The sequence below is a fragment of the Luteimonas endophytica genome (assembly GCF_029887875.1).
GTDB classification, from domain to species: domain Bacteria; phylum Pseudomonadota; class Gammaproteobacteria; order Xanthomonadales; family Xanthomonadaceae; genus Luteimonas; species Luteimonas endophytica.
The window spans coordinates 22,872-35,609 of record NZ_JARXRM010000010.1 but is presented as its reverse complement, the minus strand read 5'-3'; the positions used below and the strand labels follow the sequence as shown (position 1 = coordinate 35,609).

Below are 12,738 nucleotides of genomic sequence, written 5' to 3'. Positions count from 1 at the left end.
GTTCGCCTGGGCGATCATGGGCCCATGCGCCGGAGGCCGTCGATGCTCGAAGTGGTGGGCCTGCACAAGAGCTACCAGACCCCGCAGGGGCCGTTGCCCGTGCTGCAGGGCGTGGACCTGCGGCTGGAGCGTGGCGGCAGCCTGGCGCTGATGGGCGAGTCGGGCAGCGGCAAGAGCACGCTGCTGCACCTGGTGGCGGGGCTGGACAGCGCCGACAGTGGCCGCATCCACGCCGATGGCAAGGCCCTGCACGCGATGGGCGAGCCCGAACTGGCCGAGTGGCGCCGCTGCGGGATCGGGCTGATCTTCCAGCAGTTCAACCTGGTCGGCAGCCTGACGGTGGCCGACAACCTGGCGTTCCAGGCGCGGCTGGCCGGCCGCCACGACCTGGCCTGGCAGGCGCGATTGATCGAGCGGCTGGGGCTGGGCGACGTGCTGCATCGCTATCCCGAGCAGCTGTCCGGCGGGCAGCAGCAGCGCGTCGCGCTGGGCCGCGCGCTGGCCGCGCGCCCGGCGCTGGTGCTGGCCGACGAGCCCACCGGCAACCTGGACGAGGCGACCGCCGAGCAGGTGCTGCAGCTGCTGCTGGAGCTGGTGGCCGGCAGCGGCAGCACGCTGTTGATGGTCACCCACAGCCCGCAGGTGGCGGCGCGGCTGCAGCGCACCGTGGTGCTGCGCAAGGGGCGGGTGCATCCGGGGCCGGGCGCGCCGGCATGAACGTGGTGCGCTGGACCCTGCGTGCCCTGCTCAGCCACTGGCGAAGGCACCCGGTGCAGTTCTTCAGCCTGTTCACCGGGCTGTGGCTGGCGACCGCGCTGTTGACCGGGGTGCAGGCGATCAACGGCCAGGCGCGCGAAAGCTATGCGCGCGCCAGCGGGCTGATCGGCGGTGCGCCGCACGCGAGCCTGCAGCCGGTCGACGGGCAGCCGCTGCCGCAGGCCGCCTTCAGCGCGCTGCGCCGGCAGGGCTGGCCGGTGTCGCCGGTGCTGGAGGGCGCCGTGCAGCTGGCCGACGGCAGCGGCCGCCTGCGCATCATGGGGATCGAGCCGCTGAGCCTGCCTTCGGGCAGCCGCATCGCCGGCGCGCCCGCCGCCGTGGAAGGTCTGATCGATTTCATCAGCCCGCCCGGCCAGGGCTGGATCGCGGCGCAGACCCTGGCGGCGCGGGGTTGGCGCGAGGGCGCGACCCCGGCGCTGGCCAACGGAGAACGGCTGCCGCCGCTGCAGGTGCGCGAAGGCATGGCGCCGGGCGTGGTGATGGTCGACATCGGCGTGGCGCAGCGCGTGCTGCAGCAGCCCGGGGAAGTCGGCCGGCTGCTGCTGCCGGCCGGCGCCGAAGCTACGCTGCCGCCCCCCTGGGACGCGCGCCTGCGCCGCGACGACGGCGACGGCAACGGCCTGGACGGGCTGACCGACAGCTTCCATCTCAACCTCACCGCGCTCGGGCTGCTGGCGTTCGCGGTGGGCCTGTTCATCGTGCACGCGGCGATCGGCCTGGCGCTGGAGCAGCGGCGGCCGCTGCTGCGCACCCTGCGCGCCAGCGGGGTCGGGGTGCGCGCGCTGCTGCTGGCGCTGGCGATCGAACTGGGGGCGCTGGCGCTGCTGGGCGGGGCCGCCGGCGTGGCCAGCGGCTACCTGCTCGCCAGCCTGCTGCTGCCGGACGTGGCCGCCAGCCTGCGTGGCCTGTACGGCGCGGAGATCGGCGGGCAGTTGACCCTCAGCCCGGCGTGGTGGCTCAGCGGGCTCGGCCTGGCGCTGATGGGTGCATTGCTCGCCGGCGCCGGCAGCCTCTGGCGCGCGGCGCGGCTGCCGCTGCTGGCGGTGGCGGGCGGCGAGGCCTGGATGCAGGCGCACCGGCTGTGGCTGCGGCGGCAGGGCGTGGCGGCGGCGGTGGCCATCGCCGTGGCGCTGGCGGCATGGCGATGGGGCGGCAGCCTGGTCAGCGGCTTCGTCATGCTCGGCGGCATGCTGCTGGGCGCCGCGCTCGCGCTGCCGCTGCTGCTCAGCGGCGGGCTGCGCCTGATCCCCACCGCCGGCCGCTCGCCGCTGGCGGGCTGGTTCATCGCCGACGCGCGCCAGCAGCTGCCGGCGTTGAGCCTGGCGCTGATGGCGCTGCTGCTGGCCCTGGCCGCCAACATCGGCGCCGGCAGCATGACCGAAGGCTTCCGCCAGACCTTTACCGGCTGGCTCGACCAGCGGCTGGCCGCCGAACTGTACGTGCGCCCGGCCGACGACGCCCAGGCGCGCGCGCTGCAGGCATGGCTGGCGCGCCAGCCCGAGGTCCAGCGTCAGGTTGCGGTGCGCGGGCTCGATGTCGAGGTCGCCGGCCACCTGGTCGAGCTCACCGGCATCGCCGACGATCCGCTGTATCGCGCGCACTGGCCTTTGCTGCAATCGGTCGACCGGCCCTGGGATGCGCTGTTCGGTGGCGACGCGCTGATGCTGAGCGAGCAACTGGCGCGCCGGCTCGGCGTGGGCCTCGGCGATGCCGTCGCGCTGCCGGCCGCCGGCGCGCCGTGGCGGCCGCGGGTGGTGGCGATCTACGCCGACTACGGGAATCCACGCGGGCACGTGCTGGTCCCCGGCGGGGAACTCCTCCGCCACTGGCCCGCCGCGCCGGTGGAAAGCGTCGCGGTGCGCGTGGCGCCGGACCGGGTCGACGCCCTGGCCGCGCGGTTGCAGGAACGGTTCGCGCTGGGCAGCGACCGCGTGGTCGACCAGGCGCGGCTGAAGGGCTGGGCCAGCCAGGTGTTCGAACGCACCTTCAGCGCCACGGCCGCGCTCAACAGCCTGACGCTCGGCGTGGCGGGCGTGGCCTTGTTCATCGCGCTGCTGACCCAGGGGCAAGGGCGGCTCGGGCAACTCGCGCCGCTGTGGGCGACGGGCGTGGGCCGGGCCCGGCTGATGCAGCTCAACGCCGCGCAGGCCTGGCTGCTGTCGGGCCTGACCCTGCTGCTGGCGCTGCCGCTGGGCATCCTGCTGGCCTGGGCGCTGGTGGCGGTGATCAACGTGCAGGCATTCGGCTGGCGCCTGCCGCTGCAGGTATTCCCCGGGCAGCTGCTGCAGCTGGCGGGCTGGGCCGCCGCCGCCACCGCGCTGGCGTCCGCCTGGCCGCTGTTCAAGCTCTGGCGCAGCCGCCCGGTGGATCTGCTGGGGGCGTTCGCCGATGAGCGCTAGACGGGGCTGGCTGCTGGCGGGTCTGGCGCTGCTCACGGGCGGCTGCGCGGAGCCGGCGCCGGCGCCGTCGGGGGGCTTCGCCGGCCTTGGGCAGGAGAGCGAGGGATTCGCGCGGGTGGTCCCCGGCAGGGCATTCGCGTTCCCGGTCGATCACGGCGCGCATCCGGATTTCCGCATCGAGTGGTGGTATCTGACCGCCAACCTGCGCGATGCCGAGGGCCGCGACTACGGCGTGCAATGGACCCTGTTCCGCAACGCCCTGCGCCCCGCCGCCGATGCGGCCGGCTGGGGCAACGGCAACCTGTGGATGGGCCATGCCGGCCTGACCACCCGGGACCGGCACTGGTCGGCGCAGCGGATGGCGCGCGGCGGGGTGGGGCAGGCGGGCGTGGTGGCCGCGCCCTTCGAGGCGTGGATCGACGACTGGTCGCTGCAGGGCGACCCGGCCGGCGAGCTGCGCGCCCGCGCAAGCGGCAGCGGATTCGGCTACCGCCTGCGCCTGCAGGCGGAGGGGCCGCTGGTGCTGCAGGGCGAGCAGGGCTACAGCCGCAAGTCCGCCGGCGGGCAGGCCTCGTACTACTACAGCCAGCCGTTCTTCCGCGCCGAGGGCGTGCTCGATATCGACGGCCGCGAGGTCGCGGTCACCGGCACGGCCTGGATGGACCGCGAGTGGAGCAGCCAGCCGCTGGCCGCCGACCAGCACGGCTGGGACTGGTTCTCTCTGCACCTCGACGACGGCCGCCGGCTGATGCTGTTCCGCCTGCGCCACGCCGGCGGCGGCGCCTTTCTGAGCGGCAACTGGATCGCCCCCGATGAGCGCATCGCGCCACTGGGCGAAGGCGAGATCCGCCTGCGGCCCCTGCACACCACCCACGTGGCCGGGCGCGAGGTGCCGACCCGCTGGTCGCTGGCGATCCCCGGCGATGGCCTGGAGGTGGAGGTCGCCGCGATCAATCCCGAAGCCTGGATGGACCTGGACACCGCGTACTGGGAAGGGCCGGTGCGGGTGACCGGCAGCGCCGGCGGCATCGGCTACCTGGAGATGACCGGGTACTGATCAACATCCCGGCCGACGACGTCCCGGCCGGCAAGGAAGTCATGCACGTTCCACGCCCGGAATGCCAGTATCCGCAGATGGCCGACTTGTCCGAGCTCCAAGCGCAACTCGACGCCCTGCAGAACAGGCTGCCCGGCATGATCGCCCAGCACCCGGACCCGGGCGAATTCTGGGTCGCTTTCATCGCCGAGGCGGACCCCATCGTGGAGCAGGCCGGCGCGCACGCGGAGCTCGCAACCAGGCGGATCCAGGCCATGCTCGCCGAACACGACCGCTACCTGGTCGACACGCAGCTGGACGATCCGGACGCGGGTTGACCGGCACCCGGGCCAGGCCGCATGCCAGACAGCACGGTGACCTACAGCACGTTCTCGTTGGTCCGCACGATCACTACGGTGTGAGGCACACGACCAGCCCCCAGTGAGGATCGACAGAGCATGACCATGCGCCGCCGCGTGCCTGCACTGCTTGCGCTCGCCTCGCTCGGGTTCGCGGCCGCCCATCTCGCGTATGAACATTTCAGCGGTGGCGTGCAGAGCCATCACCTGTTGAACAACCCGGATCTACCCGCCGTTTCCAACTGGCTCGGGTTGATCGCTCTGCCCCTGCTCGGCTGGATGCTGGGTGTCCGGATCCGCAACCATCTGGCCTCGTCGACCCGGCCTGGTATGTCTGCCGGTATGTGGCCAGGCCTCGCTGGTGGCCTGTTGTACGGTGCGGCAATGGCGGTGTCTTTCGAGCTCGACGCCTCGGCCGTCACTTCCGGGCTGTTCATTGGTCTGCTCCTGTTCGCCGTGGCCTTGCCCGTTTATCGTGCCGAGTACGTCTTCGGGTTCATCGTCGGCATGACGTTCACCTTCGGTGCCGTGCTGCCTTCGCTCGTTGCCGCCGTGCTCGCAGCCGTGTCGGTCGTGGTGCGCCTCGTCTTCCGGGGGGTGGCAGCCGTGGTGCGGCCCTCCACCCGTTCGCGGGCTGCGACCTAGCAGGTCGGGCAGGGATGCAACAGCAGGGCACAGGGCGTTGATCAACTACGGGGACATCTTCCGGGTGGCGGCCGACGCATCGATCGGCGCCATGTCCGGATCGCCGCATCCGCACCTCGTGATGCAGAGCGACGTCTTCAACCACTCCAGGATCGCGACCGTGGTGGTCTGTTCGCTCAGCGAACACATCGAGCAGGCCACATGGTGTTTCCGAGCAGTTGCTGGACCAGCTGGAAATCGCACAGGCGCCGGGTGCCCTGATTGGTCGGCTGGGCAGGCACTTCGGTGCAGACGCATGACCGGATCCCTGACTGCTCGGGCGTTGCCTCGTTCGGATTGCGGCGGTAGTCTGAGGCCGCCGAAAAAGACAGGCTGGTATGGTTAGTCCAGCCGCTCCGAACCGGAGTTCTGCGCCCTTCGCGGCCCCGCGGCCTTGGTCCGACTTGCGTCGGTTGAAGGTCGTGCTTTGCTTTCAGCAGCTCGTTGGTCGGTCCAAGTTCAATGAACTCGTCTGCAAAGGAGAGATCCATGAACTTTGGAATCACCGTACTTACGTTGGGCGTGCGCGATCTGGAAAGCGCGGTTCGTTTCTATCGAGAGGGACTGGGCTTGTCCACGGAAGGGATTGTGGGCACCGAGATCGAGTTCGGGGCGGTTGCGTTCTTCGATGTGCAACCGGGATTGAAGCTCGCCCTTTGGCCTCTTGCAAGCATCGCTCACGACACCGGGCGCCCCGCTCCCGATCGCTTCACCGGGGCGATGACCATCGGCTTCAACGTCGACTCCAAGCATGCCGTGGATGTCGCGTTCGAACAGGCCGGGGCGGCCGGCGCCACGCCGCTCAAGCGCCCGGCCGAGACGTTCTATGGCGGCTATGCCGGGTATTTTCTGGATCCGGACGGCCATGTCTGGGAGGTGGTCTATAACCCGGATTTCGACCAGATTGGCGCGTAGCCATCGACGAGCCGGCCCGCTTCGCGGGTCGGCTCGATCCGCGGACGCGTCTGCTCCGCCAGCAGCTCGAGACCGCCTCCCGCGCGAAGCCCCGGCACGTTCGGTTCCTGGTTCGACATCCTCGCCTCCTCCTTCCATGAAGTAACCGCCCGCCGCAACGCGGCCGACGGGAAGTCGGGAGGCTAGAAACCGTGGATAGCCGGCGGGCTTATCCCCCTTGCGGGTGTTGTATTCACCGCCCTCCCGACCCAGGCATCGCGTCGGTCGTGCCCCGGAATGTGCGGGCACAAAAAACCCACCGGTTTGTCGGAGGTGGGTACCGCTCTACGAGGAGTTTCGAGGCTCCGTGAATCGAATTTGCTCCCGCACTTGCGCATGTCAAACGTGCGGGGTGGCGGCCGTCGCTTCGGCAAGACCGCCCGTCAGGGACGCAGCTTCAGCGCCGGGGATTCGTCAGGGACGCAGCTTCAGCGCCGGCTCTTCGTCGAGCGTGCCGTCCTCGCGGATCACCACGTGGCGTGTTTCGTCCTGGTCGTGGGCTTCACCTTTCCCCTGAGCACGCGCATGGAAAACGAGCGTGCAAGAAGCGACGGTCTCGGCAGAGCGAAACGCCGTGCCCAGCCCCGGGCGCCCCGCGAATGACAAGCGGCCCGCCGCTGCCTACAGTGCAGGCGTCCCTACCCACGAGGACGGCATGCGCCAGCGCCCGACCCGGCCACGCACGTACTGGGCCGACCGCAGCATCCTGGCGGTGCTGATCGCCAGCACCGCCTGGCTCTCGCTCACGCTGGCGCGCGGGCCGGGCGAACTGGCCGCAATCTGGGTGGGCAACGGCATCCTCACCGGCTGGCTGCTGTCGCGGCGCACGGCCACCTGGCCGGGCTACGTGCTGGTCGCGTTCGTGGCGGAACTGCCCGCGCGCATGCTGGCCGGCGATGAAGCGCCGTATGCCGTCGCCGTCGCGGCCTGCAACCTGTTGGAAGCGCTGATCGTGGCCGGCGCGGTGCGGCGCCTGGTGCCCGACACCCGCGACCCGCGCAACTGGATGCGCCTGGGCGGCATCGCCACCGCATCCACGCTGCTGGCCGCCGCGATGGCAGGTGTGCTGGCCGCCGGCCTGGCCCATACCCTCAACGCGCAACCGTTCCTGCCCACCCTGGGCAGCTGGTTCGCCGCGCACGTGGTGGGCATGGTGGTGGTGGCCACGATGACCCTGGTGGCGCTGCGCGAACGGCAGCGTCTGTTCGTCGCGCCCGGCCGGCGCTGGGACCTGGCAGCCACGCTTGCGCTGATCGTGGCGGTGGCGACCGGCGTGTTCCTCAACCCCCACGCCGTACTGTTCCTGGCGTATCCCCCATTGCTGCTGATAGCGGTGCGACACCGGCTGGTGGGCGCGGCGCTGGGGGTGATCGCACTGGCGCTGGTGGCCGCCATCGCCACCACCCTGGGCCACGGCCCGCTGTGGCAGCAAGGCCTGGACGATGCCGGCCGCATCGCCGTGATCCAGCTGTACATCGCCGGCGGCTGCCTGCTGACCATCCCCGTGTGCCTGGCCATGGCCGAGCGCGACCGCCTGGCCGCGCGCCTGCGCGACAGCGAACGGCGCTACCGCATGCTGGCCGACCACTCGCACGACGCCATCACCCGCGTGCGCGCCGATGGCGAACGCACCTACGTCTCGCCCTCGGTCACCGAGATGCTGGGCTGGCGACCCGACGAGATGCACGGCCCGCACTTGGCCATCGTTCACCCAGACGACCGCGAGCGCCAGCGCGAGGCGATGGCCGACGCCCTGGCCACCGGCCAGCCGCGCACCGACATCTACCGGCTGCGCCACAAGGACGGCCGGTACGTGTGGGTGGAAGCGGTGTCGCGCGCCATCCCCGCCGACGACGGCGGCGGCCGCATCGACCTCATGATCACCACGCGCAACATCGACCGCCGCGTGGCCACCGAACGGGCGCTGGAAGAAAGCCGGCGCGAGCTGGAGCGCCAGTCGCGCGTGGACGCCCTGACCGACCTGGCCAACCGCCGCCAGTTCGAAGAACGCCTTTCCCTTGCGTGCAGGCGCCTGCAGCGCCAAGGCAACCCGATCGCGCTGCTGTGCCTGGACATCGACCACTTCAAGGGCATCAACGATGGCCATGGCCACGCCACCGGCGACATCGTGCTGCAGGCCTTCGGCAAACGCCTGTGCGACAGCGTGCGCGACACCGATCTGGTGGCCCGGCTGGGCGGCGACGAGTTCGTGATCCTGCTGGAAGACGCCGCGCCCGTCAGCGCGGAAACGGTCGCGCGCAAGATCGTGGACGCCATGGCGCGCCCGGTCGACGCCGGCGGCGTGCATCTCACCGTGAGCACCAGCATCGGCATCGCCTGCACCGCCGAGCCCGTCGACCCGGCCGCCCTGATGGCCCAGGCCGATGCCGCGCTGTACGTGGCGAAGAATGCGGGGCGTAATCGGTATCACGTTGCTGGCGTGGCCAATGCGAAGGCAGGATGAACCGCAGCGACGAGTGAGGCACACCGAGACGGATACGGCCCCGCCTGGGCAGCGCTGTACCCGCGCCTCCAGAAAACTCCGAACAACCCGCCTTATTTATCGTCATCCCCGCGAAGGCGGGGAACCCAAGGACGTTGCTGTTCAACGCTCCAGTCCCCATCGGCCCACTCCTTCGCAGGGACGACGCCGCTCGTTCAGACCGCCCCTAGTGCAGCACGCACGCCACCTGCGAGGCCGCCACGGGCATCAATCCCGGGCCCACCCGCCATGCCTCCCGCCGCGTCGTTCGCCGTGCAACCACTTCCCCATAACTGGGCCGCTCTTCCGTCACGCGCGAATGCGGCAGCATCGGTCTGCCAATCGGGGTGCCATAGACAGCCCGCTCTTCACCGACGCCGGTCCGATCACCCAGCCGCCCCAACGATTGCGCTTCCACCGCGTCCAGGATGGCGCGCACGGTTTCCATGCCGTCGAAGATCGCCTGCCCCACCAGCGACACGGTGCCGCTGGCCAGGTCGGCCGCATTGGTACTTGCCACCATGTCGCTGTGGGCAGAAATGGTCTGAACCAGGCGGTCCAGCGTATCGAACTGATCCCCGGTGATGCCGAAGACATAGCGTTGCGCGGCCGTGTCCGGATCCTCAGGAACAGCATCTTCCCCAGATACCTCCATGCCGCCCGCTTCCGTCTCATCGGCCTCATCGGCGTCTTCCGCCGCTTCCGCCTGCTTCGTCGACCCAGCCGCCTTCGGCACCCGTTCCGCGGGCCACGACACTTCGTCCAGCACGATCTGCACCTGTTCGGCCAGCAACTCCAGGCAGATCTCGAGGTCCGCGGTGCGGATATCCGGGCCCGGGCCCCAGGGGTGCTCTTCCTCGCTCGACCGCGGCTGCGCCAACTGCGACAGGAACATCATGTAGTCCTGCAGCTTCTTGAGCCGGAACTGGCTGTCCTCGGCCAGGAAATAGCCCGTCGTACCCATCTCTTCCAGGTCATGCTTCGACATCGTTGCCTCCTCCTTCCATGAAGTGACCCGCCCACCGCAACGCGGCCGACGGGAAGTCGGGAGGCTCGAAACCGCTTACAGCCGGCGGGCTTATTTCCCTTGCGGGTGTTGTATTCACCGCCCTCCCGACGCAGGCATCGCGTCGGTCGTGTCCCACAATGCGCGGGCACAAAAAACCCACCGGGTTGTCGGAGGTGGGTACCGCTGTAAGTGGAGTTTCGAGGCTCCGTAACTCGAATTTGCGCCCCGCGCTTGCGCATGTCAAGCGCGCAAAACGACGGCGGTCCCTTCGGCAAGACCGCCCGTCAGGACGCAGCGTTAGCGTCGGGGATTCGTCAGGACCGCAGCTTCAGCGTCGGCTCTTCGTCGAGCGCGCCGTCCTCGCGGATCACCACGTGGCGCGTCTCGTCCTGGTCGAACAGCACCGGCACCGGCGCCTGGAACAGCGGCCGGCGCACGAAGGCCAGCCGCCAGCGGAAGATCTCCATCGCCTCCAGCGTGACCTGCTGCTGGGGCGTAAGCCCGGCGCGCAGCAGTTCCGCATCGCCGGTGGGCGCGCGCTTGCGGCGTTCGGGCGTGCGCACAGCCGGGGCAGGGCGGGGCGGTGACCAGGGGCCGGCGATCACAGTGCTGGTGCGTTGTTGGCTGCGTGGCATTGGGTAGCTCCAGAACGATGCTTCCGGGCCCGCCCCTGGGGCACGCCCGTACTGGTACGCCGTGCAATGCCCGTGCCGAAGCCCACGGAGGGCAGGTCACCTGGACCAGATCCGTATTGAAATCGGCGAACAGCTGCGCACCAGGCCGGATGAAGCGCTGGTGAGCCGAATAGGCGGCGTATTCGGCTCATGCAGAGCCGATTAGCAAGCGTTCGGCTCGAACCTGGCCCGCCCGAGCGGCCTCGGCCTGTCGCGGCATGCGCAACCCTGGCTTTAACACGGAACAGCGGCCGGCCTGGCCTCGTGCAGGTTCATGTATCCCCAATCGTGTCGGGACGGTTCGCGCGCAGCCAGGTTTCGGTATGCGCTAAAAGCTTCGCCGCTTGCACCAGGGCTTCTGCCAGCGTGGCCTCCGACACCGGATCGCCCTCGTAGTCGGTCACGTTGCGCTGCCGGCGCAAGGCGTCGAGCACGATGATGTCGTCCTTGGCCACGCCCATCGTATGGACGAGGCACTGGATCGCCGTCTGGTGGTGGCCCGGCTGGCTGGTGGAGGTGCGATAGCCCCGCGCCCATAGCCCGAGCATCGCGCACTGCATCACGCACTTGTAGGCCGCATCGAAACGGTTGTCGGGACTGATGTGGTCCACCCGCGCATCGGCCAGGTTGCGGCGGGCCGCCCCCAGCAGCTTCCGGATCGCCGCAGGTTCAGCCGTGTGCGGCTGCAGCTGGCGGATCGCCAGCAGATTCTCCAATGTCATCCTTGTCTCCGATCACCATCAGCTTCGGTCCATCCAACAGCTGCCTGGCGAATGCATCGCCCGCTGCCAGCTTCCGCCTGAACTCCGCGGCCGAGTACACCACGGGATTGATCTCCCGACCCAGCTCCGCCTGCGCCGGGTGGATGGCCCGGACAACGTCCGCGAACCCCGCGTCCCCGATCACGAACAGATCGACATCGCTCCCCGCCACCTCTGCGCCCCGGGCCACCGAGCCGAAGATCCAGGCTGCCCTGATGGCAGGCGCCAGGGGCGCGAGCGCATCTCGCAGCACCGGTACGGCACCATGGGTCTTGCGGAACATCGCTGCCAGCTCGCCGTAGAGCGCGCATGCCCGATCGGCCTGGTAGCGCATCTGGTTGCCCTGCTCGCGGCGCAGCACCAGTCCGGCGGCAACCAGCTTCTCCAATTCCCGGCCGAGGGTGCCGGCATGGCTACCGGTCAGCCGCGCCAGTTCGCGCAGGTGGAAGCTGGCCTCCGGCTGCAGCAGCAGCACGGCCAGCACCGCCTGGCGGGCCTGGCCGAAGAGGAGATCCATCAGAGCGGTGTTGTTGCTCATTCGGCAATGATTGTTGCTCATATGGCAACATCAAGCAACTGCGCTCGGTGGTTGGCAAACCGGGTAGGGACGGTCCCGCCGACTCCGCCGGAACGCTGTCGCACCGCGGTAGCGTGGCCGCGGACGATTTTCGTCTTCTGGCCGACCCAGATCACCTGCTTACCGGGGGGGCGAAATGACGGCTGCCACATCATTTCCCGGTTGTGCGCGCCACCGGGCGCTTCACTGACCCCGGAGACGGTCCATCAGATACGTGCGGCCCTCATCCCAGTCAATGGTCTCGCCTGTCTCCACGATGCGGACGAAGCGCCGCTCCGCCTCATCGTGAAAGCCAGCGCTCTGCTCGGCCAGGTCGACCTTCTCGGTGATCGCTTCCAGGATGAAGGCTTGCGAAGTGGTGCCAGCCTCCTCGCCGCGCGGGACGCGGGCCTTCAGTTCATCGGGCAGGCGGATGGTGATCGTGCTCATGCGGGGCTCCCGGCAGGCTGTGGCCTCGTAGCAAGCAGCACGAATGTGCCACAGACAAGCTAAGGGCGGCCATCAATAACTTGGAGCGTAGGCGCCTGCCGACTTCACTGACGTCCCGCGCCCCCGGGAGGCATCTGCGGCGATCGGTGCATCCGCACTGATGTATGAGAAACCCGCGACTGTTGTTCTGCCTATACTTGGTGCGCACGACCGCTCCCGGGGGCACCGCACGTGAGTCGCGAGATCGAAGAACTCCAGGCCGCCCTGCGCCGGTTCGCCGAAGAGCGCGACTGGGATCAGTTCCACTCGCCGAAGAACCTGGCCGCATCCCTTTCCATCGAAGCGGGCGAAGTGCTGGAGCACTTCCAGTGGCTGACCGACGACCAGAGCCGCCAGCTCGACGAAGAGCAGCGGAAGGCCGTGGGCCACGAGATCGCGGACGTGCTGCTGTACCTGCTGCAGTTGTCCGACAAGCTGGGCATCGAACCGCTCGGAGCGGCCCGCGACAAGTTGGCGATCAATGCCGCCAAGTACCCTGCCGACAAGGCGCGGGGCAGCAGCAAGAAATACACGGAACTCTGAACCGGCGAGCCGAGG

General features: G+C 69.6%; 15 protein-coding genes. 9 read left to right on the top strand and 6 right to left on the bottom strand.

What is annotated here, in order from left to right; translation table 11 throughout:
• The first annotated feature begins 42 nt into the window (after window positions 1-42).
• The 7 genes from QFW77_RS01815 to QFW77_RS01790 all read left to right on the top strand — a co-directional run bounded on the left by QFW77_RS01815 (window position 43) and on the right by QFW77_RS01790 (window position 6,170).
• Window positions 43-717, top strand: coding sequence for an ABC transporter ATP-binding protein (locus tag QFW77_RS01815; protein WP_280572494.1), 675 nt, complete (start codon window positions 43-45; stop codon window positions 715-717).
• Window positions 714-3,176, top strand: a complete 2,463-nt coding sequence (locus QFW77_RS01810) for an FtsX-like permease family protein (protein WP_280572493.1) — start codon at window positions 714-716, stop codon at window positions 3,174-3,176. The genes QFW77_RS01815 and QFW77_RS01810 overlap by 4 nt, the downstream gene beginning before the upstream one ends.
• Window positions 3,166-4,233 (top strand): lipocalin-like domain-containing protein, encoded by a 1,068-nt coding sequence (locus QFW77_RS01805; protein ID WP_280572492.1) that lies wholly within the window; start codon window positions 3,166-3,168, stop codon window positions 4,231-4,233. Before QFW77_RS01810 ends, QFW77_RS01805 begins: the two co-directional genes overlap by 11 nt.
• A gap of 86 nt (window positions 4,234-4,319) precedes the next feature.
• Window positions 4,320-4,550 carry a hypothetical protein gene (locus QFW77_RS01800; RefSeq protein WP_280572490.1) on the top strand — a complete coding sequence of 77 codons (231 nt, stop codon included), beginning with the start codon at window positions 4,320-4,322 and terminating at the stop codon, window positions 4,548-4,550.
• A 120-nt stretch (window positions 4,551-4,670) separates the two neighbouring features.
• Entirely contained in the window at window positions 4,671-5,216 is a 546-nt protein-coding gene (locus tag QFW77_RS01795; protein WP_280572489.1) for a hypothetical protein, read from the top strand.
• A complete protein-coding gene (locus QFW77_RS19075) occupies window positions 5,116-5,601 on the top strand; it encodes a type II toxin-antitoxin system PemK/MazF family toxin (RefSeq protein WP_425603245.1) in 486 nt (161 codons plus the stop codon). The genes QFW77_RS01795 and QFW77_RS19075 overlap by 101 nt, the downstream gene beginning before the upstream one ends.
• A gap of 143 nt (window positions 5,602-5,744) precedes the next feature.
• Window positions 5,745-6,170: a VOC family protein gene (locus QFW77_RS01790; protein ID WP_280572488.1), complete on the top strand. Its 426-nt coding sequence runs from the start codon at window positions 5,745-5,747 to the stop codon at window positions 6,168-6,170.
• On the opposite strand, the gene QFW77_RS01785 is transcribed toward QFW77_RS01790, so the two are convergent.
• Window positions 6,137-6,289: a hypothetical protein gene (locus QFW77_RS01785; RefSeq protein ID WP_280572487.1), complete on the bottom strand. Its 153-nt coding sequence runs from the start codon at window positions 6,287-6,289 to the stop codon at window positions 6,137-6,139. The genes QFW77_RS01790 and QFW77_RS01785 overlap by 34 nt on opposite strands.
• Window positions 6,290-6,864: 575 nt before the next feature.
• Here QFW77_RS01785 and QFW77_RS01780 point away from each other — a divergent pair.
• On the top strand, window positions 6,865-8,673 hold the full coding sequence (locus tag QFW77_RS01780) for a sensor domain-containing diguanylate cyclase (RefSeq protein ID WP_280572483.1): 1,809 nt from the start codon (window positions 6,865-6,867) through the stop codon (window positions 8,671-8,673).
• A gap of 205 nt (window positions 8,674-8,878) precedes the next feature.
• Here QFW77_RS01780 and QFW77_RS01775 read toward each other — a convergent pair whose 3' ends face one another.
• From QFW77_RS01775 to QFW77_RS01755, 5 genes are all read right to left on the bottom strand, one after another.
• Window positions 8,879-9,679: an XAC0095 family protein gene (locus QFW77_RS01775; protein WP_280572481.1), complete on the bottom strand. Its 801-nt coding sequence runs from the start codon at window positions 9,677-9,679 to the stop codon at window positions 8,879-8,881.
• A gap of 335 nt (window positions 9,680-10,014) precedes the next feature.
• Complete coding sequence (locus QFW77_RS01770) at window positions 10,015-10,263, bottom strand: hypothetical protein (RefSeq protein ID WP_280572479.1); 249 nt, start codon at window positions 10,261-10,263, stop codon at window positions 10,015-10,017.
• Between the two features lie 383 nt (window positions 10,264-10,646).
• Window positions 10,647-11,090 carry a UBA domain-containing protein gene (locus QFW77_RS01765; RefSeq protein ID WP_280572478.1) on the bottom strand — a complete coding sequence of 148 codons (444 nt, stop codon included), beginning with the start codon at window positions 11,088-11,090 and terminating at the stop codon, window positions 10,647-10,649.
• Complete coding sequence (locus QFW77_RS01760; RefSeq protein ID WP_280572477.1) at window positions 11,044-11,673, bottom strand: nucleotidyltransferase domain-containing protein; 630 nt, start codon at window positions 11,671-11,673, stop codon at window positions 11,044-11,046. Before QFW77_RS01760 ends, QFW77_RS01765 begins: the two co-directional genes overlap by 47 nt.
• Before the next feature lie 222 nt (window positions 11,674-11,895).
• Complete coding sequence (locus QFW77_RS01755) at window positions 11,896-12,141, bottom strand: CopG family transcriptional regulator (protein ID WP_280572475.1); 246 nt, start codon at window positions 12,139-12,141, stop codon at window positions 11,896-11,898.
• Window positions 12,142-12,372: 231 nt separating this feature from the next.
• Here QFW77_RS01755 and QFW77_RS01750 point away from each other — a divergent pair, with 231 nt between their 5' ends.
• Window positions 12,373-12,723 (top strand): nucleotide pyrophosphohydrolase, encoded by a 351-nt coding sequence (locus tag QFW77_RS01750; protein ID WP_280572473.1) that lies wholly within the window; start codon window positions 12,373-12,375, stop codon window positions 12,721-12,723.
• The last annotated feature ends 15 nt before the right edge of the window (window positions 12,724-12,738 follow it).